This is a genomic window from Fictibacillus sp. UD (assembly GCF_043558025.1).
GTDB lineage: Bacteria > Bacillota > Bacilli > Bacillales > Fictibacillaceae > Fictibacillus.
The window spans coordinates 1-18,124 of sequence record NZ_JARUHH010000007.1; the positions used below are offsets into that span (position 1 = coordinate 1).

Sequence of the window (18,124 nt, forward strand, 5' to 3'; positions counted from 1 at the left end):
TGCTGAGAATCGCTCGTAAATGCTGAGAATCGCTCGTAAATGCTGAGAATCGCTCGTAAATGCTGAGAATCGCTCGTAAATGCTGAGAATCGCTCGTTCAGCTCGGATAAATCCTGCTGAACGAGCTTAAATCAAATCAAAAAAAGGATGCAGAAACCGCTCACACGGTCTAATGCATCCTTTTCTTTACTCTTTTAACTTTTTATAACTTCTCCAAGTACTTTAAAGCATCATCCAATGTTTTTACAGGAACAATCTTCATTTTAGATCCTATATCTTTTTGTGCTTTTACAGCATCTTTATAGTTATCCCCTTCGACTGGTGCGAAGAAAATCTCTGCACCCGCTTCATCTGCTGCTACAATCTTTTGCTGAATGCCACCGATCGGACCTACGTTCTTTTGCAAATCCATTGTACCGGTACCTGCAATTTTCTTGCCATGTGTCAAATCGTCATCTATTAGCTGATCTAGTATTTCTAGTGTGAACATTAAACCAGCGGATGGCCCCCCGATCTGTGATGTATCTATTTTAACTTTCGGATCCGTCTCGATTGAAACATCAGCTACTGGTGAAGTAATGCCAAGCCCTGCTTTAGGTCCCTCGTCCTGAATATACTTTTTCGGAAACTGTTCGATGTTTAGACTAACGTTCATTTTCTTTTCACCCCGAAGAATCGTTAATTCTACAGGATCTCCTGCTTTTTTGGGAGCTAGCACATCTAATAACTTTTTAGTTTCCATAACAGTATTACGGTCAACTGCAATTATCTTATCTCCGACTTTCAGCTTTTTTTCAGCAGGCATTCCTGTCATGATTCCTGTTACGTATACACCGTGATATTGAATATCTACCTTTTTCCCTGCCTGTTGAAAAGCTACGACCGTTGCAGCATGCTGCGAATCTTCCATCATCTGCAATTGTCTTTGATTGTATTCTTCATCTGTTTCATCTTCTGCTCTAATCTCTTCAGCAGGAATTACCTCACGATAGTCGCTAAGTTTTGCCCATATGTATTGCGGTATGTTCGCTGTTCCAACTGAAACGGTAGTAAGCATGAACACTCCCTCGTCTTTATCTCCGCCATCCACACTAATGATGGGATCTAAAATCCTTGCATCCCCTGGAGAGGTTATATAGTAAGGGAGTGGATAAAATGCAATGAATGCAAATATTAGTAAAGACAAAATGATAAATTTGTTTTGAGAGAAAAAGTTTTTCTTTTTCCCTTCCTTTTCACTGGTCATGCGATGACTCCTTCCACTTGTTGATCTTTTCTAGGATTTTAGGCACCTGTTTTCTTCCAGCTTCTTCCCCAATTGCCATTATATCATTTACATCTTTAAAAGCTGTAGAACTGAACTGCTCAACCATTGGCCGAATCATTATATCTGCAGAAATTTCATGCCAGCGAACCATCTCACGCTGCATGATATCGATACTTTGAATAATAACATCAAAGATTGAAGAAACTTGCAGTTCTGCTTTAAAATGTGAAATATCTACTGCGATTATGAGATCTGCCCCCATCTCTCTTGCTACTGATACAGGTACACGATCTATTACTCCGCCATCCACTAAAAGTTTCCCATTAATTTTTTCAGGAACTAGTATGCCAGGTATAGAAATGCTGGCACGAACAGCATCTGCAATCGGGCCAGTTCTGAAAACAACCTTTTCACCAAGCAATAAATCGGTTGCCACTATTGCCAATGGTATATCTGTTTGTTCAATATGTTTTTGTTTTGTAAGAAGTCTTACTAATTCTTTAATCTTTTTCCCCGTAATAAAACCCATCTTAGGGACGGTGTAATCCATATAATATTTTCTTTTAAAAAGCGTAGCCATACGGTATAAATTTTCGTCGCTATGACCCATACATACCATTGCTCCAACTAGTGCGCCCATACTGCTTCCCGCAATCATATCGATAGGAATTTGAGCTTCTCGTAAAGCCTTTACTACGCCCAGATGCGCGAATCCTCTGGCACCGCCAGATCCAAGAGCAAGTCCGATTTTCGGTTCTTTCATCCTTTGCTCCTCCTTTAGAAGCACCGTCTTTTTTTAACATATGGTCTAAAGAGTGTGGCTATACGTATAAATAAGGATGAGGACAAGTAAGCAATGTGGAATTTGGTGAGAGGAGTACTCCCATTTATGAATAAAGCCTATTTAAAAACATTGGTAATGTCATCTTCTGCAATCATCATAGCGATTTCTATTATAATATACCCAAAAGAAACGTACATGGCTTCTGTAAACGGACTGAAAATGTGGTGGGACGTCGTATTTCCTTCTCTAATGCCTTTTTTTATCTTATCAGAGGTATTGATGGGGCTTGGAGTCGTTCATCTGATAGGCGTATTGTTTGAACCACTTATGCGTCCCCTCTTCCGTGTACCAGGTGCAGGGGGATTCGTTTGGGCAATGGGAATCTCGTCAGGATTTCCTGCTGGAGCAAAGTTAACAGCCCGATTATGGCATCAAAAACAAATCACAACCATTGAAGCAGAGCGTCTCGTATCGTTTACAAACTGTTCGAACCCGTTATTCATGTTCAGCGCCATTGCAGTTGGTTTTTTTCATAATGCTGCACTCGGTATTGTTCTTGCCGTGAGCCACTATTTAGGTAACTTTTTCGTTGGTCTTATCATGAGATTTCACGGTTATAAAAAAGATTCACAGACAAACGAAGATAGATATAGAGGAATAGGATTAAAAAATGCTTTAAAACATATGCATGAAGCCCGATTAGCAGATAATAGACCGATCGGACAACTGCTTGGAGATGCCGTTCAGCAGTCCACTAAAACACTGCTCATGATCGGAGGATTTATTATTCTATTTTCCGTACTGAGTAAGATGATGGACCTTCTGCATGTTGCTGAGCTGCTTTCAAGCATGACTAATTATTTCTTTATGCTGTTCTCCCTATCGGAAACACTGAGTTTACCATTGATTAAAGGAATTTTTGAAATTACATTAGGGAGCAATCTAACCAGTCTTGCACAATCGTCCATACTGCAGCAAGCCGTTATTGTAAGTTTTATCCTGGCATTTAGCGGACTTTCTGTTCAAGCACAAGTCGCTAGTATTTTGGCTGATACAGATATTAAATTCAGACCGTTCTTTGTTGCCAGAATAATGCACGGGTTTTTATCTGCTTTTATATGTCTTTTAGTATTCCCTTATTTGTATCACGTTAAAAGCAGTGCTGCTCCGGCATTTGCCTTTCTCACAGAAAAAAGTGAGAACTTCGGAGAATACGGCATGATTGCCCTGGCACACAGCCACTATATAACATTAGGCTTCTTACTGCTGTCGGTCCTGTTATGGAATCGAAAGCTAATAACAAATACTGAGTGAAAATAAAAAATGCAGAGCTTATTCAAAAGTAATTTTTGAATAAGCTTTTTATTTTGGTAGTTTTTTACGCGTCAGGATTTTCTCAATATAAAACGCTCTTTTCTAAATAAAAACAGCCTCCGCATTTAACGGGGGCTGTTATATTTTTCTTTTAGTGCTTCCTCAACAACTTCTGGAACAAGATCAGACACGTTCGCATGATATTTCGCAGCTTCTTTCACAATACTTGAACTTAAGAACGAGTATTGATTGTTTGTCATCATAAAGAATGTTTCAACTTCATCATCTAACTTTTTGTTGATGGAAGCAATTTTCATCTCATATTCAAAATCAGATACAGCTCGAAGTCCTCTGAGAATTACATTAGCACCTATATTTTTCACGTAATCAATCAATAGTCCATTAAACGAATCTACTTTCACGTTAGGAAACTGCTTGGTCACTTCTTTTAAGAGCACGATTCTCTCATCTACCGTGAACAATGGATCTTTGCTTTGATTATTGGCTACTACAACAATTACTTCGTCAAAAACTGTTGCGCCTCGTTTAATAATGTCCAAATGACCTCGCGTAACAGGGTCAAAACTACCAGGACATACGGCAGTCGTTGGCATAATCTTCACCTCATAAATTGTCTTAATAACGTTTGAAAATCGTTATGGTTGTTGTTTTTCCGTACGTTTCCTGTCTGATTTGATGAAAACTTCCAATCTGTTCTGGAAGTTTAACATCACTCCCATGTTCAGTTACAATGCTTCCTTCACCAGAAAGCAGCTGCAGCTTGTCGATTTCCTCCATGTCTTTCATTAACATTTGTTTAGCATACGGAGGATCCAAAAATATCATATCAAACTGAAGTTCTCTTTTATGAAGCGCTTTCAATGCTCTTTTTGCATCATTACGAAAGACTTCTGTTTTCTCATCATAGTTGCATTGTTTGATATTCTCTTTAATCGTATGTATGGCTTTCTGGTCTTTATCGATAAAAATGAAGTGCTCCATGCCTCGACTTAACGCTTCAAGTCCAAGTCCGCCACTGCCGCCGTATAAATCCAAACCGATTCCACCATCGAAATAAGGACCAATCATATTAAATATAGACTCTTTGATCTTATCAGTTGTTGGGCGAGTGTTTGTACCTGGGACAGCTTTAAGGGGTCTACCTTTACATTCACCTGCTATTACTCTCACGTTCTTCACTCAATTCTTTTCCGATTTCCATTACTAATCCTATCACAAGTATTCCTGTATTCAAACAATCAAATCTTTTCTTTATAAGTATAAGGCAAATTAAATGAGGTCATACTACTTATAACAACATCAACGAACGATGTTGTTGCCAACCGCGGAGAAGACTTACTCCCCATAAGTTCTTCATCCGGTTTCTCCTCTCCCATCGCCTTTAAACAGAAGTGATTTTGTTTTAAAGGCAACCTGCAGTTAATGCTGCAGGTTTTTTTGATGCTTAAAAGTCTTTATAGCGGTTTCGGATTATGCTACATTGTTGTATAGAAAGGGGAATGAACGATGATTCAGCGATTTATTGAGTTAGGTGAAGGTTATTCAGATCTCTATGAACTACTTGAGATTATGGAATCGAACAAAAACCGAATTACACAGCTATTATGTCTAAAAGTAAAGAAAGAAGATAAAATATATGCTTCCCTCGTTGCTGTCATGCAACCTGCTTCTGAAGGGAAATTCCAGCCGCTATACATATGCAGAGAAGGAGTGCCTTTCCCTTCAAAACGGTATGAATTATTTGAATCAAAAGCCGCTCAGTTAAATAAGGAAATTATCACTTTTGATGTAAAACCTTCAACAGATTTTGCAGAAACGGAACTTTTCTTTCACTATCTGATTGGCATTTTACGCTTAAACTACTTAATCCCGCCTTTGTTATAAATTCATTTGTTTGACAAATGGATGAAGACTTATAAAAGTAAATACTGACAGAAAAAGACCCTTCAACAATTGCTTGCAGACTGAGGAGCTGAAATCAGCTACTGACCAGATCGTGAAAACAGACATTAAAAAACAGGCAGCTTTTTAATAAGCCTGCCTGTCTTTTAAATCCCCATCTTATAATCATACTCTTTTGCTTTATCGACAATCTTGCTTTCATACTCTGTTTTAATCTCTTGTTTATGAGACCTTTTTACTTCTTTTACGAAATGCAAAGATTCTAGCTTTGCTGCAATCTCATCTATTTTGCTGCCATCACAATAAAGAACAGCGTATTTTAGCTTTCTTGACACATAATGAACATTACCGTAGCGTCTAAGCTGTTTAGAAAACTTTAAAGAATGAAGAAAAACAGAGAGTCCACGACGATTACCTATCATAATTAAAGCCCCTTTTATTATACTGTATTCAAACATCAACAAATCACTCATTAGGATGTGATGTATCTTGGACTTAAACACCATTTGGGAAGATTTTATTAACAGAATGAAACTCGATCCTGCAATCATTTTTGCTGAAAAGAAATTAATGGCCGGAATCCCTTTCTTATATGTAAGTGTTTCTTCACATATATCAATCGAACAATCAACAGACACTGTAAAAAAACATGCTGTAAAAGCGATGAAAGGGAAACGGCTCACTCTGAACCTCTATTTTGTCAGGTCAGAAAAAAATCTTTATGTTTATCGTATGCGTTTTTTAGTTCCTCAAGAAAAAATGTTCTGCTGCGGAAACTTGTGCTTTGATTGCATACGATTTAAAGACAATTAATTCGCTTATGCACACCCACAAGATCCGCCAGAACCACAACCACCACTGCATGAACTCTCATCAAAAAATGGATTACCTGTTGGAACTTTAATCTGCTGTGACACACTGTCAGCAATAATCCTGCTGCACTCCATTAATAAATTCTCAAGTTCTTTTTCTGATTTTTTGAACTGAGCTATTTTTTCATGGAAATCAAGTTCTCTTTTCAGTGTTCGAACTTGTGAAGAAACAGTATGAAAGTCAGGATGGTATTTTCCGAATCGCTGTACTTCATCATATTGCTCTTTCATTTTGGCAAAACGGGCAATCAATTTCTGTGCCTCATCATCTTGCTCCAAAATATATTTCGACTCTCTATATGCTATTGCAACACTGGAATTTGAAACCATTTCAGCTAATGTTAAGGATTCTTCCAGCAAAACAACTTGGTCTAAACTCATACGTCACACCTCCCTTTAGGTATGAGGTTTCTTATCTATTATAGCGGATAATGATTAGACTTAAAAGCATAGCTGTTTATTACAAAAAAATAAAACTCTTCTAAGTTAAGAAGAGTTAATGAATGTGCACCACTATATTTTTCTTTAAACCATAATCAGATCCATCTTTTTTCTTTAGCTGCAAAGTAATTTTATGTTTGCCAGGACTCATTTTATTCAAAATAAACATTGACTGATTGGCGTTCATTCTCCATTTGTTGTTGATAAAAACGGCAATGTATCCATCTTGATTATCTGGTGCCTTCGTGAGACTGCCTTGAAATGAAAAGCGTGGAATAATGTTTTCAATATAGATGCGTTGATTCTTTACATGATAATTTACATCCCAATCTTTATCCATCAGAGGATAAAGAGATGATGCCGCAACAGCTTCAGGTTGTATCATTTCAGACTCTTCCGTATCTGTTTGTTTATTATTTAAAGTAAATACTGACACGGTGAGAAGAGCAAACAACCCAATTGTATAAATACTTTTTTTCTTTTTGTTCATGAAAAAAACCACTCCTTCTAGAGATAGTTTTTTCCATTTTATATCATATTATCCGTCATTCCCCATTATTTAATGGGTCTTGCATGGGCTGAAAATCATTTGGGAACGGTGCATCATCTTGTTTCACTTCGCCCATTACTGAGATCAGTTCCATAAGAAGCCCAAAATTTTGCAGCTGCTGATGAAAACGATCAACTCTCTGACCGAATGTGCGCCCATAAAATACTTTTGCACCCTCTTCCAGTTCAGAAACTGAAAAAGGGTTTCGACTCAGCTTTCTATACCATTCAGGCTTTTCTCTAATGTAATATTTAAGATCTGGCCTCGTATTTAAATATTCTAATAATTCTCTTCGCACACCGCACACATCCTTTTAATCTTTGTAAGAAGGATAATCGTTCATTCTATTTTCCGGCAGCTGGTTCGATCTGTCAGACTGATTGTTAAATTGCTGTAATAGTTCTTGAACGGCGTCCATAAGACTTCCAAATTGCGATAAATATTTTTGTACGTCCGTGATTTGAAGTTTGCTCAAACCAGCAACAATATCTCCTACAGTGAGATCGGTTCTTGCATTTTGTGTATGAGAACGTTCATCTTGTTTATTATCTTTTGCTTTATCTTCTGTTTTTTCTTTTGCATACTGATTCCAGCTCTCGTGTTCTTCCCCTAAAACAATCCAATCCTGATAAACTTCCTTCCAGGGCCTTTTATTCTTTTGAACTTCCCTAATTAATTCAGGATGTTTATGCACAAACTCCTTGAAACTTTCAATATCAGTCTTTACCACAGAATCCACCCCCAGCCATCCACTGACGAATCATGTTTTACTACATGATACATAAGTGCCCATAATTTGGTGCGCCCATTTTTTAAAATAATTGCAAAGCTAATTCTGTTTACTTTATTCTCATCCGCCTAAAAAGGTACAATAAATAAAAAAGATTGAGGGATATACCATTGGATATTAAAAAAGAGTGGATCGAGTTTATAGAGAACAGTACAGAACAAGAACAAAAGGCCATGAAACTATTTTTAAACAGTCTGCAGGTAAAAAGAGAAAAAACAAGTCTTACACATATTGCTTCTTTATTACAGCTGAAAACGAAAAGGATCAATGAACATATACTTGAGATGGAGATGCCTAATTCACCCCTTTTAGATAATTCAATTGGAATCGTGCATGGCGGGCTGACAGCTACTCTGTTAGATACAGCGATGGGTACTATGGCCAGTCTAGTACCAGGCAATAAAAGAGGGGCAGTTACAGTTGAGCTAAAAGTAGACTTTTTAACACCTGGTGTTGGCGAAACATTCATTTGCCGAGCTGAAGTGGTTCATAACGGCAGACAATTAGTCCGGATGGATGGAAAAGTTAGAAACGAAAAAGACGTATTGATCGCTTCTGCTACAGGTACGTTCTTTAAACTATCCGAATAATAGTCAATGAAGGAACATAAGAACAACACAAAAAAAGAGCTTTACTCATTTTTTATGAGTTAGCTCTTTTATTAAAGCTCTTTTATTACTTCATCGGAACTAAAAAATTTTGAGTGTAATATTTATTGTCTACACCAACACCTAAGTGAGTATATTCATCATTTAACATCGTGTTTCGGTGGCCTTCGCTGTTCATCCAGCCTTCTACAGCCGCTGCTGCATCCGTGTAGTTTGCTGCTATGTTTTCTCCCGCTTGTAAAAATTTCACTTCTTTTTCCTGCAGCCTATCAGATAACGTCCTGCCATCTTTACTGTCATGTGAAAAATATTGTTGGGTCAGCATATCCTTAGAGTGCAGAAAAGCAACTTCTGACGTTAATTCATCCCACTCTAGCGGGTTTTTATCGTATTTAAGTCTAATGATGTTAGTTAGCTCAAATACTTGCTGTTCCTCTGATTGATCCACTTTCTTCTGCTTTTCTTCCGTTAATGGCTGAACAGGCGGCAAATCTCCGCGATAAACGATTGAATAGGGTCTTTGCCTTAATAGAACATCTGAAGTGGTGTACCTGACACTTGATAATTTGTTAGTAAACTTGTCAAAATATAACTGGACCCAAACTTTTTCTCCCACTTTGATTAAAGGTCTCAGCATAATCTCTTGTTCAGACAGTTCAAATCTAAAAAAATCTTCCCCATCATTAATTGTAATATCGCTTTCGATCGGGTATTTCTGAATGATTTTGTTTGAATCTTCACCTATAGTAAATGGATTTGTATTGACTTCAGAGCCAATGACAAACAAGGTAACTACTTTTCCGTTTTCCATACCTGCTTGTAAGTACCCTTTTGGACTTTTATTTCCATAGATATACCATTCGTATCCATAACTTGATGGATCAATCCTTTCAGGTTCACCCCACTGTTTTTCAAATGCAGCTATATCTTTGCCTATCCAATTAGACACTGCATCATCTGGAATTTTCACAGACTCTTCTATGTATTCAATTTTCGTTTTAGGTTTTTGTTCTTGAAGAGAAAATTCCGGCAACAGATCATAAAAAAATATTCCGATTAAAATAAGTACGGATAGGAAAAAAGTAACCAATCCTCGCATAATGGTTCCCCCTATGTGTTTCTTCTAATCATAGTTTAGCATAGAGAGATTCGCTTTGGATTATAGGTTTATAAAAATAGCAGCTTCAAATACAATTGGAGCTGCTGCGTGTCGTACATAATTAAATTATTGTAATTGATCTCTTTGATCGGAAACTTCGGATAACGTATGGCCTGCAGCAGAATTACTTTCCTTAGATAAGGATAAGTCTCCTAAAGAGATAATACCAATGAGTTTATTATTTTCAACGATAGGTAATCTTCTTATTTGCTTATCTGCCATGAGTTGAGCAGCATCTTGAACACTCATGTCTGCTGACCCTGTATATAAATGTTCACTCATAACGTCTGTAACCTTAGCTGAACCAGGACGCTTTTCAGCAACCCCTCTAATTACGATGTCACGGTCTGTGATGACTCCTATTACCTGATCGTTTTCACAGACAGGGATAACGCCTACGTTGTCGTTCTTCATCTTAACAGCTACTTCGTACACATTGTCTTGTGGCGTAACAAAGTCTACATTTTTTGTCATAATATCGCTTATTTTCTTCAAATTCTTTACCTCCAGCTAAATATAATTTCTTCTTCCTTATGCTTTACGAAAGAAAAACAAATATGCATCGTTTTGACAATGATTGCATCTTTAGCGCTTTCATAATATCATTAAGAAGTGATTATTATTTCTTTATTGAATTCCTAGGAGGTTTCACAATGAAATTTGAAGAAAGCGGCTTAAACGGGAAGGTTATTGAATTCTCACTTTTAGAACATGTGATGGATAGCCATGGAATGATCCGTGCTGGCCAATGGGATTATGAGCGAATTACATACGATTACAAATTTGAAGATATGACAAATGGTGATGTTTATTATTTCCGATTCCCATGTCATGTTATTGAAGCAGAAACAGAAACACCTCACGCAAAGGTTGAACTTGGTACACCATATTTAGGAAAACACTATTATCCACATGGTGTTGAATATGACGAAGAATTTCCTAAGCACGTTGTAAAACAATGCAACAAATTAATCGAAGCGCTGCATAGCGAATTGCATGTATAAAAAAAATCCCTCAGCGATGAGGGATTTTTTCTATTCTGCTGCGCGATTGGTAGGATGAGAGGAGTACCCTTCAAAAAGACGGCCACCATATGGAGCGATTACTTCATCAACAAATTGGATAACTCCTGTTTTCGAACGACTTGAATAATAATCATCAAATACAAAAGCAAATTGTTCAGCAAATGTTTCATTGAATTCTTTTAAAGCTCTAAGAATCCATTTCCCTTCGCCAATCCAATGTCCGTTAACACGCAATACAAATTCATGTGTGCGGTCTGCCAGCTTGGAAACGATAAATAAATCTTCAAGAGCATTTGTTGATCCTTCTAAGTCATTCAGAAGATCTGTCAAATGATAGCGCGCTTGTTCGATCTCAACCGTTTTCCACGGAGTAGGTCCTGCTTTTAATAATTGAAGTGCTTCATTTTTAATTCGTGAAGCTTGTCCTTTATCACATAAAATAATACCTTCTGCACACATTTGCGGAAGAGATGGTCTTGCTCGATCTATATTTTGTTTAAAGTAGTTTTTGTATGTAAACATATTATGAACGAAAACTTCTATCGGCCAATCATACTCTGTAAGTGATTCACGATATGATTCACCTACCGTACTATCAATAATAATAATATCTAAATCTGAACTTTCCGTTTCTTCTCCTCTAACTACACTTCCAGCCAAATAGGCGACTTCACAGTTCGGATAGTGAGACTCTATAAATTTTTTGGCTGCTTGTCTTGCGCTGATTCTCATGTTTTCTCTTTCCCTTCTTTACTTGGCTTTCTATTTATTATTCTACATGAACAGTGTTTTTTCTTTTTTTAGAAAACTGATTTCGTAATTTTTTGAAGTTTTTGCAAGTAGTTGATATCCGTTCCTCTACAAGTTAATGCACCCGCAGTGATTTTCATCTTCGCATTCCTTGTGTTTTTTAATTTCATCTTTGACAGTTGATTGGAGTGTAGGGTGCGAGACTCCTGCGGGACAGGCGGGCAGTCCGAAAAGTGAAAGTGGCTCGTTCAGCCCCGACAAGCAAAAGATGAATGGGCTAGCAAGGCGCACTTTGCCTTCTGGACCATTTAACTTTTGACCTCGAGGGGCTAGCCACTACTACTAGACAGGTGAGACACTTATATGTGAAACGTACGAATGTGGCTCACCGCCTGCCCCGCGGAAAGCGAGCACCTGAAACGGAAATCAACCACTTCCATTAAGACAAAACTCACGAAAAAAAATAACCAGCAAGTGCTGGTTATTTCAATTCAGGATTCAATCGGTTGTTTTGTCTTTTTATCATATCTAAGTCAGCTTTATCACGAATGCGTTCCTTTTTAACCCATCTAAAAAAGATGAGACCAAGAACAAAAGCATATACTACTTCTTGGAAGATTTTCATCGTAACACCACCTACATGCTGATCTTCCTTAGGAGTCATCGTAGCATATAACTGTGGAACGTTTCTGTACGTTTCATAAAGCTGAAAGTCAGCAAACATGATCAGCGCACATGCAGGTGTCATTAATACACCATTGGCAAACACATAACCAATTTTTTTAATGTCCGACAAAGAATCAAGATCTTTTACCGGACAAAGTACTGGCCACCACATCGTAAATGCAGTTAAAAGCAGTAATGCATGATATACATAATGGATTACTGGGTTTGAAACAGCCGCATCGAACACTAGTGGTATATGATACAAAGAGAATACGGTATTAAAAACGATTAACGCAATTAGCGGTTTCGTTAGAAAATGAAAAATACGGGTTAAAAAAGATTCCTTACTCAACCAGCTGCTCCATCTTACTTCGGGAACCGAAAGAATTATGAGTGGAGCAATCATTAAGTATAGTACAGCCATCTGTACCATATGTACACTAAATAAGTAATTGTGCCCTAATACCTGAACAGGTGTACCTTTAATAATAATCATTAATACTAATGCAGCAGTCATAGCTGCTTTTTGCCATCCAGTTGCTAAGTTCTCCCTGTTTTTCCCCCGTATGATCCATCGGAAGTAAACTAAAGCAAGAACAATTGCCACAACATATATAAAAGGCGGATATAGTTCGTACCAGCTATAATCACTCAAACTAGTATGATGAACATGGTGATTATGGTGCATGTCTGTCATCTCCTTTAAGAAAGTACCCGATATTACTATACCAGTCTTTTGGGTACTTGTAATGGAATTATAGTGACAATTCGTAATTTTGTAACATGTAAAAAGGGCTGCATACGAGTATGCAGCCCTTCTTTCTTACGATGTCCAAATTAGTCCCATTAAGGATGCTACTGTAATAGCTGCAACGAGTATTCCACTCGCCATCCCCCAGATAGGGAAGTCATGTCCTTTGTGGCTCAAGTGCATCCAAACATATAGCTGGAAGAAAACTTGAACAACTGCCAGTGTAAGAATAAACAATACAGCAAACGAATCGCTGATTTTGTCACTCCAGATCGCAAAAAATGCAACGATCGTTAAAAGAATCATCATGATAAAAGAAACGTTATGATGCTTACGCTCCTCTTTCAAGGCAAGTTTACGCTGAATCTCCTCGTGACGATGAACGGTAGTTTCAGGGTTCTGTTGGTGATTAGCCATGAGTTTAACCTACCTTTCCCATTAGATAAACAACTGTAAAGATGAATACCCATACAACATCGACAAAGTGCCAATAAAGAGCAAATAAGTAATACTTAGGTGCATTAGATAAGGTAATGCCTCTGTTCCAGTTTCTAGCCAGCAATGTTGCGAGCCAAAGTATCCCAAATAATACGTGGGCTCCGTGGAAACCAACTAGTGTATAGAAAGCAGAACCGAATGCAGAGCTAGTAAATGTATGCCCTTCATGAACATAATGTATGAATTCATAGATCTCTAAACCTAGGAATCCAAGACCTAATAATAATGTTACGAGGAACCAACCTTGCAAAGAACGTACTTTGTTTTGTTTTAATGAAAGTACTGCATACACACTCGTTAAAGAGCTTGTTAATAGGAGCATCGTAGCTAAAAATACTAATGGCAGTGAGAATAATTCTGCCCCAGATGGACCATCTAAATGCATATTTCTTAGACCAAGATATGTTCCGAAAAGTGTTGCGAATAGAACAGTCTCTCCACCAAGGAAAAGCCAGAATCCTAAAAACTTATTTTTACCTTCAAGGGTAGCTTTTTCAGGATGAGCAGGGAAATTAGCATCTGTTAAACGTTCTCCAGCATTCATTAAGCTCTACCCCCTTTAATGTCTGCTTCAACTTCTTCTTTATGAATATGGTAACCATGATCATCAATAATTGAACGCAGGAACATCGTAATCAATACAAGTCCTAAACCAGCACCTGCTACGATCCAGTTCGCATAGATGAAGCCAAATCCAGAAATGAACATGCCTAGAGATAATATAAACGGAAGAATTGAACCGTTCGGCATGTGAATTTCTCCTACAGGTTCTGCAGGTGTCATTTCTCCATTACCAGCTGTTTTCTCAACATACAAAGCATCAAGACCACGAACAAGTGGCGTTTGTGCAAAGTTGTATTCTGGTGTTGGAACTGGCATAGCCCACTCTAACGTACGGCCATCCCAAGGATCTTTCGTTGTTGCATATTTAGATGATGCTGAAATAATGATGTTGATTAAAAGTACAATTGTTCCAGCACCCATTAGAATGGCACCGATCGTACTTACAAAGTTTGCTCCGTCAAGTTCTTGTCCAGACATATATGTATAAACACGTCTAGGCATTCCCATTAGTCCTAACCAGTGCTGCGGGAAGAACGTTAAGTGGAACCCGATAAAGAACAGCCAGAAATTCCATTTTCCAAGTGTTTCATTTAAAACGCGGTTAAACATTCTAGGGTACCAATAGTATAACCCTGAGAATAAACCTAAAATCAGACCACCAACGATTACATAGTGGAAGTGAGCTACTACAAAGTAACTATCGTGGTACTGATAGTCAGCTGCAGGAACAGAAAGCATAACTCCTGTTACTCCACCCATTACGAAGGTTGGGATGAAACCTACTGCGAAAAGCATTGCTGTTGAAAAGCGGATTTGTCCGCCCCACATCGTGAAGATCCAGTTAAAGATCTTTACACCTGTTGGAATTGCGATTGCCATAGTTGCTACGGCAAAAATAGAGTTTGCTACAGGTCCTAAACCAACTGTAAACATGTGGTGAACCCAAACCATGAATCCTAAGAATCCGATAAGAACTGTCGCAAATACCATCGCGCTGTAACCGAACAAACGCTTATTTGAGAATGTAGATACAACCTCAGAGATAATACCAAAAGCAGGTAGAATCAAGATATATACTTCAGGGTGACCAAAAATCCAGAAAATGTGTTCCCAGATTAAAATGTTACCACCCATATCTGGATTAAAGAAATTAGCATCAAATACACGTTCGAACATAAGAAGGAAGAATCCAACTGTAAGTGCAGGGAATGCGAATAAGATAAGTCCAGATGTAACAAATGAAGCCCAAGTGAACAATGGCATACGCATAAACGTCATACCTGGTGCACGCATGTTAATGATCGTTACAAGGAAGTTAATCCCCCCTGCAAGTGTACCTGCCCCAGCAATCTGAAGACCAAGTACATAGAAATCTACCCCAGTATCTTCAGCTACGGTTGATAGAGGTGCATAAGCTGTCCATCCAGCTTCTGGTGCTCCACCTAAGAACCAGCTAAGGTTTAATAGAACTCCACCGAAGAAGAATAACCAAAAACCGACTGCGTTTACGTATGGAAACGCTACGTCACGAGCTCCCAGTTGTAAAGGAACAATCGCGTTCATGAAACCAAAGATAATCGGCATTGCTGCCAAGAAGATCATTGTTGTTCCATGCATCGTTAATAATTGGTTATAAAGTTCACCAGTAAAAATCTTGCTGTCTGGTTCCATTAATTGAATACGCATCAGTATAGCTTCGAGTCCTCCGATTAAGAAGAAGAACCCGCCTGCTAAAAGATACAAAATACCGATCTTTTTATGGTCAACGGTAGTGAGCCAATCCATTAACCCACTTCTCTTTTTGTGACTTTCGTGAGTTGCCACGGTGTAACCTCCTTTTTTGCAATGCTTAAGACTATTTCAATTTAAGACCTAACAAGTAATCTGCAACTGCATCAATTTCCTCATCAGAAAGGTTAACCTTAGGCATACTGTTGCCTGGTTTTACTTCTTGAGGATCCTTGATCCATTCTTTCAGATTATCTTTGTCATGTTCTAAGATCCCTGCAATACGGTCTTTATCCCCGAAACCAGTTAAGCTAGGGCCTGTATTACCACCGTTTTGTCCAACAGCGTGACAAGATAAACAGTTCTTTTCAAAGACTTGTTGTCCGTTAGCATTAGCAGAAGATTTGTCGTCAGCCGCTTTAAAGCCCGCAACCCAATTCTTATAGTCTTCTTTTGAAACTACTCTTACTTTAAAATCCATTAATGCATGAGATGCACCACAAAGCTCAGCACATTTCCCTTTATACACAACATCTGTCTTGCTTCCAGTTTCAAACCACATATAGTTCTTGTTCTTGTCTCCAGGGTTTGTATCTGTTTTTCCAGCAAGTGAAGGAATCCAGAAAGAGTGAATAACATCAGCAGATGATAGTTCAACATGTACTCTTGTATCTGCAGGCAATACTAACTCCTGAGATGTAATAAGTTCTTCTTTCGGATACTCAAACTCCCACCAATATTGGTGTCCCGTAACTTTAATGCTTAACTCATTCTTTGAAGCTGGTTTAGCATCTGCAGAGAATTCAAACGTTCTCATAACAGTTGGAACAGCTAGGATGATAAGCAAAAGAATCGGAATAACTGTCCATAATAATTCAAGCATGTGGTTACCTTCCACTTGCTTAGGTGTTGAGTTATCACCTTTTTTCTTTCTAAACTTCAATAATACGAATGCATAAAGAACGAAAACTACCACTAGCACCAGAATCATAATACTAATAGATATCAGCATCAGCTGGAACTGTTTGTCAGCAACTTCACCTTGCGGAATTAAAGCCGATAGAGTCGGATCTCCGCACCCCATCAAAAGAAGAGCCAACATGGCAAATAAGGAAAGAAAACGCCCTTTTTGTAGCCATTTTTTCATCACTACATATACCCCACTTTCTCGTTGTAGTCTGTTTTGACTGAATGTTCTTTCTATTCACTTCAAATAAATATTTATTTGAATGGAAATAGCTAAATAGCTTTTATGAAAGCCCTTTTATGTAAAGGCAATTACAGGAACAGCACAATTAAGGCGCTGTTCCGGTAAGGATTTCTATATATTTACTAGAATCATGGCTACAAACATAATGGTCATGTAGTTCAAAGAATACACGAACATCATGCGAGCCCACTTAATATCATCTTTTGTCTTTAACCCTGAAAGTGCTAGGATCAGCCAGCCCGTTCCTAACACGGCAGCCAAGATTAAATAGACAACACCAAAGTCAAACAGGTAAAGAGACACTGGCAGCAAAGCCGCCACATACCAGATCATCTGACGTTTAGTAAGTGCAAAACCGGATACTACCGGAAGCATAGGAATACCAGCATTTCTATAATCCTCGCAGCGCTTCATAGCAAGCGCTAAAAAGTGAGGCGGCTGCCATAAGAACATGATCAAAAATAAGATCCAAGCAACCCAGTGCAGATTAGCGTCTACTGCGGCCCAGCCGATTAACGGCGGAACTGCTCCTGATATACCTCCCACAACCGTATTAATAGAGTGGGTGCGCTTTAGCCACATCGTATATACAACAACATATACAAAGAGTCCAATCAGTCCTATTACAGCTGCGGTTAGAGTAGTCATGGCAAGCATAACTGTTCCGATTGCGGATAGAATAATACCAACCCATAATACTTGACTCGGATTGATTCTGCCAGTCACTGTCGGACGTTCAATCGTTCGTTCCATAAGTTGATCAATATCTCTATCAATATAGTTATTTAAACAGCAGCCTCCTGCTATAACTAACGCTGCACCTAATACACAAAGAATTAAGGTAACGATGTTCTCTGAAAATAATAAATCATTATATTTTAAGGCCAAGAAAAATCCTGCAAATGTCGTGATTAGATTACTCATAACGATTCCAAGTTTTGCAATGGTCAAAAAATCTTTCCAGGTGCCTGTCGGGTTCGCTTCTGAAAGCGGTCCAGGTTCCATTACTTTGTTAGCGGCTTCATATGCAGTTGAAGTCTTGCTCAACAGATACACCTCCTTTTTTAGAGTAAAATGTTCCAAATCTTTCTTTTGTTGTTATTTAAGCCCTCATTCATTCTATATGGGCTTGACTCTAAAATCAACGGTAAAAAAATGTCTTTATCTGTTCACAATATGTAAAGTAGAACGTTTTACCTATATGATAGGATAGTGATATATAAA

General features: G+C 38.2%; 23 protein-coding genes. 5 read left to right on the top strand and 18 right to left on the bottom strand.

The genetic code is table 11. The features are described 5' to 3' along the window. Positions 1–202: 202 nt before the first annotated feature. Together P8610_RS12765 and P8610_RS12770 are read right to left on the bottom strand one after the other, a co-directional pair. Positions 203–1,246, bottom strand: a complete 1,044-nt coding sequence (locus P8610_RS12765; RefSeq protein WP_394604708.1) for a SepM family pheromone-processing serine protease — start codon at positions 1,244–1,246, stop codon at positions 203–205. After that, positions 1,236–2,030: a patatin-like phospholipase family protein gene (locus P8610_RS12770; protein WP_394604709.1), complete on the bottom strand. Its 795-nt coding sequence runs from the start codon at positions 2,028–2,030 to the stop codon at positions 1,236–1,238. The genes P8610_RS12765 and P8610_RS12770 overlap by 11 nt, the downstream gene beginning before the upstream one ends. A gap of 126 nt (positions 2,031–2,156) precedes the next feature. On the opposite strand from P8610_RS12770, the gene ylbJ reads away from it, so the two are divergent. Beyond that, on the top strand, positions 2,157–3,365 hold the full coding sequence (gene ylbJ / locus P8610_RS12775; RefSeq protein ID WP_394604710.1) for a sporulation integral membrane protein YlbJ: 1,209 nt from the start codon (positions 2,157–2,159) through the stop codon (positions 3,363–3,365). 125 nt (positions 3,366–3,490) lie between these two features. On the opposite strand, the gene coaD is transcribed toward ylbJ, so the two are convergent. Then, positions 3,491–3,979 carry a pantetheine-phosphate adenylyltransferase gene (coaD, locus tag P8610_RS12780; protein WP_066393400.1) on the bottom strand — a complete coding sequence of 163 codons (489 nt, stop codon included), beginning with the start codon at positions 3,977–3,979 and terminating at the stop codon, positions 3,491–3,493. A gap of 22 nt (positions 3,980–4,001) precedes the next feature. Next, positions 4,002–4,556: a 16S rRNA (guanine(966)-N(2))-methyltransferase RsmD gene (gene rsmD / locus P8610_RS12785; RefSeq protein ID WP_394604801.1), complete on the bottom strand. Its 555-nt coding sequence runs from the start codon at positions 4,554–4,556 to the stop codon at positions 4,002–4,004. 336 nt (positions 4,557–4,892) lie between these two features. Between rsmD and P8610_RS12790 the strand changes: the two genes are divergently transcribed. Beyond that, a complete protein-coding gene (locus P8610_RS12790; RefSeq protein ID WP_394604711.1) occupies positions 4,893–5,270 on the top strand; it encodes a DUF7147 family protein in 378 nt (125 codons plus the stop codon). A gap of 164 nt (positions 5,271–5,434) precedes the next feature. On the opposite strand, the gene P8610_RS12795 is transcribed toward P8610_RS12790, so the two are convergent. Beyond that, positions 5,435–5,710: a YlbG family protein gene (locus P8610_RS12795; protein WP_289495804.1), complete on the bottom strand. Its 276-nt coding sequence runs from the start codon at positions 5,708–5,710 to the stop codon at positions 5,435–5,437. 67 nt (positions 5,711–5,777) lie between these two features. Between P8610_RS12795 and P8610_RS12800 the strand changes: the two genes are divergently transcribed. Beyond that, the gene (locus P8610_RS12800; RefSeq protein WP_394604712.1) at positions 5,778–6,101 is read left to right on the top strand and encodes a hypothetical protein; all 324 of its coding nucleotides are present in this window, start codon (positions 5,778–5,780) and stop codon (positions 6,099–6,101) included. Positions 6,102–6,106: 5 nt separating this feature from the next. Here the strand turns inward: P8610_RS12800 and P8610_RS12805 are convergent, their stop codons facing one another. The 4 genes from P8610_RS12805 to ylbD all read right to left on the bottom strand — a co-directional run bounded on the left by P8610_RS12805 (position 6,107) and on the right by ylbD (position 7,881). Continuing rightward, positions 6,107–6,541 carry a YlbF family regulator gene (locus P8610_RS12805; RefSeq protein ID WP_289495806.1) on the bottom strand — a complete coding sequence of 145 codons (435 nt, stop codon included), beginning with the start codon at positions 6,539–6,541 and terminating at the stop codon, positions 6,107–6,109. 115 nt (positions 6,542–6,656) lie between these two features. Continuing rightward, positions 6,657–7,091 carry a hypothetical protein gene (locus P8610_RS12810; protein ID WP_394604713.1) on the bottom strand — a complete coding sequence of 145 codons (435 nt, stop codon included), beginning with the start codon at positions 7,089–7,091 and terminating at the stop codon, positions 6,657–6,659. Between the two features lie 55 nt (positions 7,092–7,146). Beyond that, complete coding sequence (locus P8610_RS12815) at positions 7,147–7,449, bottom strand: YlbE-like family protein (protein WP_394604714.1); 303 nt, start codon at positions 7,447–7,449, stop codon at positions 7,147–7,149. Between the two features lie 15 nt (positions 7,450–7,464). Then, entirely contained in the window at positions 7,465–7,881 is a 417-nt protein-coding gene (ylbD, locus tag P8610_RS12820) for a spore coat protein YlbD (RefSeq protein ID WP_394604715.1), read from the bottom strand. Between the two features lie 170 nt (positions 7,882–8,051). On the opposite strand from ylbD, the gene P8610_RS12825 reads away from it, so the two are divergent. Then, a complete protein-coding gene (locus P8610_RS12825; RefSeq protein WP_394604716.1) occupies positions 8,052–8,531 on the top strand; it encodes a PaaI family thioesterase in 480 nt (159 codons plus the stop codon). A gap of 85 nt (positions 8,532–8,616) precedes the next feature. Here P8610_RS12825 and P8610_RS12830 read toward each other — a convergent pair whose 3' ends face one another. Continuing rightward, positions 8,617–9,648: a CAP domain-containing protein gene (locus P8610_RS12830; RefSeq protein WP_394604717.1), complete on the bottom strand. Its 1,032-nt coding sequence runs from the start codon at positions 9,646–9,648 to the stop codon at positions 8,617–8,619. Positions 9,649–9,774: 126 nt separating this feature from the next. Continuing rightward, positions 9,775–10,203 carry a CBS domain-containing protein gene (locus P8610_RS12835; protein ID WP_394604718.1) on the bottom strand — a complete coding sequence of 143 codons (429 nt, stop codon included), beginning with the start codon at positions 10,201–10,203 and terminating at the stop codon, positions 9,775–9,777. A 158-nt stretch (positions 10,204–10,361) separates the two neighbouring features. Here P8610_RS12835 and P8610_RS12840 point away from each other — a divergent pair, with 158 nt between their 5' ends. Next, on the top strand, positions 10,362–10,712 hold the full coding sequence (locus P8610_RS12840) for a YugN family protein (RefSeq protein ID WP_394604719.1): 351 nt from the start codon (positions 10,362–10,364) through the stop codon (positions 10,710–10,712). A 30-nt stretch (positions 10,713–10,742) separates the two neighbouring features. Here the strand turns inward: P8610_RS12840 and P8610_RS12845 are convergent, their stop codons facing one another. From P8610_RS12845 to cyoE, 7 genes are all read right to left on the bottom strand, one after another. Beyond that, a complete protein-coding gene (locus P8610_RS12845) occupies positions 10,743–11,465 on the bottom strand; it encodes a nucleotidyltransferase domain-containing protein (protein WP_394604720.1) in 723 nt (240 codons plus the stop codon). A 499-nt stretch (positions 11,466–11,964) separates the two neighbouring features. Continuing rightward, on the bottom strand, positions 11,965–12,837 hold the full coding sequence (locus P8610_RS12850) for a cytochrome c oxidase assembly protein (RefSeq protein WP_394604721.1): 873 nt from the start codon (positions 12,835–12,837) through the stop codon (positions 11,965–11,967). A 135-nt stretch (positions 12,838–12,972) separates the two neighbouring features. Further along, positions 12,973–13,317: a cytochrome C oxidase subunit IV family protein gene (locus P8610_RS12855; RefSeq protein WP_289495816.1), complete on the bottom strand. Its 345-nt coding sequence runs from the start codon at positions 13,315–13,317 to the stop codon at positions 12,973–12,975. A 4-nt stretch (positions 13,318–13,321) separates the two neighbouring features. Next, positions 13,322–13,942 (bottom strand): cytochrome c oxidase subunit 3, encoded by a 621-nt coding sequence (locus P8610_RS12860; protein WP_394604722.1) that lies wholly within the window; start codon positions 13,940–13,942, stop codon positions 13,322–13,324. Next, positions 13,942–15,786, bottom strand: a complete 1,845-nt coding sequence (gene ctaD / locus P8610_RS12865; protein ID WP_394604723.1) for a cytochrome c oxidase subunit I — start codon at positions 15,784–15,786, stop codon at positions 13,942–13,944. Before ctaD ends, P8610_RS12860 begins: the two co-directional genes overlap by 1 nt. A 31-nt stretch (positions 15,787–15,817) precedes the next feature. Then, entirely contained in the window at positions 15,818–16,837 is a 1,020-nt protein-coding gene (coxB, locus tag P8610_RS12870; protein ID WP_289497640.1) for a cytochrome c oxidase subunit II, read from the bottom strand. A 174-nt stretch (positions 16,838–17,011) separates the two neighbouring features. Continuing rightward, positions 17,012–17,905 carry a heme o synthase gene (gene cyoE / locus P8610_RS12875; protein WP_289497641.1) on the bottom strand — a complete coding sequence of 298 codons (894 nt, stop codon included), beginning with the start codon at positions 17,903–17,905 and terminating at the stop codon, positions 17,012–17,014. Between the last annotated feature and the right edge of the window lie 219 nt (positions 17,906–18,124).

Coding starts and splice junctions, on each gene's coding strand:
- P8610_RS12840 (WP_394604719.1), top strand. CDS start 10,362: ATGAAATTTGAAGAAAGCGGCTTAAACGGGAAGGTTATTGAATTCTCA.
- cyoE (WP_289497641.1), bottom strand. CDS start 17,905: ATGGAACCTGGACCGCTTTCAGAAGCGAACCCGACAGGCACCTGGAAA.
- coaD (WP_066393400.1), bottom strand. CDS start 3,979: ATGCCAACGACTGCCGTATGTCCTGGTAGTTTTGACCCTGTTACGCGA.
- ylbJ (WP_394604710.1), top strand. CDS start 2,157: ATGAATAAAGCCTATTTAAAAACATTGGTAATGTCATCTTCTGCAATC.
- P8610_RS12850 (WP_394604721.1), bottom strand. CDS start 12,837: ATGCACCATAATCACCATGTTCATCATACTAGTTTGAGTGATTATAGC.
- P8610_RS12845 (WP_394604720.1), bottom strand. CDS start 11,465: ATGAGAATCAGCGCAAGACAAGCAGCCAAAAAATTTATAGAGTCTCAC.
- P8610_RS12860 (WP_394604722.1), bottom strand. CDS start 13,942: ATGAATGCTGGAGAACGTTTAACAGATGCTAATTTCCCTGCTCATCCT.
- coxB (WP_289497640.1), bottom strand. CDS start 16,837: ATGAAAAAATGGCTACAAAAAGGGCGTTTTCTTTCCTTATTTGCCATG.
- P8610_RS12805 (WP_289495806.1), bottom strand. CDS start 6,541: ATGAGTTTAGACCAAGTTGTTTTGCTGGAAGAATCCTTAACATTAGCT.
- P8610_RS12855 (WP_289495816.1), bottom strand. CDS start 13,317: ATGGCTAATCACCAACAGAACCCTGAAACTACCGTTCATCGTCACGAG.
- P8610_RS12830 (WP_394604717.1), bottom strand. CDS start 9,648: ATGCGAGGATTGGTTACTTTTTTCCTATCCGTACTTATTTTAATCGGA.
- P8610_RS12790 (WP_394604711.1), top strand. CDS start 4,893: ATGATTCAGCGATTTATTGAGTTAGGTGAAGGTTATTCAGATCTCTAT.
- P8610_RS12795 (WP_289495804.1), bottom strand. CDS start 5,710: ATGATAGGTAATCGTCGTGGACTCTCTGTTTTTCTTCATTCTTTAAAG.
- P8610_RS12810 (WP_394604713.1), bottom strand. CDS start 7,091: ATGAACAAAAAGAAAAAAAGTATTTATACAATTGGGTTGTTTGCTCTT.
- P8610_RS12765 (WP_394604708.1), bottom strand. CDS start 1,246: ATGACCAGTGAAAAGGAAGGGAAAAAGAAAAACTTTTTCTCTCAAAAC.
- P8610_RS12770 (WP_394604709.1), bottom strand. CDS start 2,030: ATGAAAGAACCGAAAATCGGACTTGCTCTTGGATCTGGCGGTGCCAGA.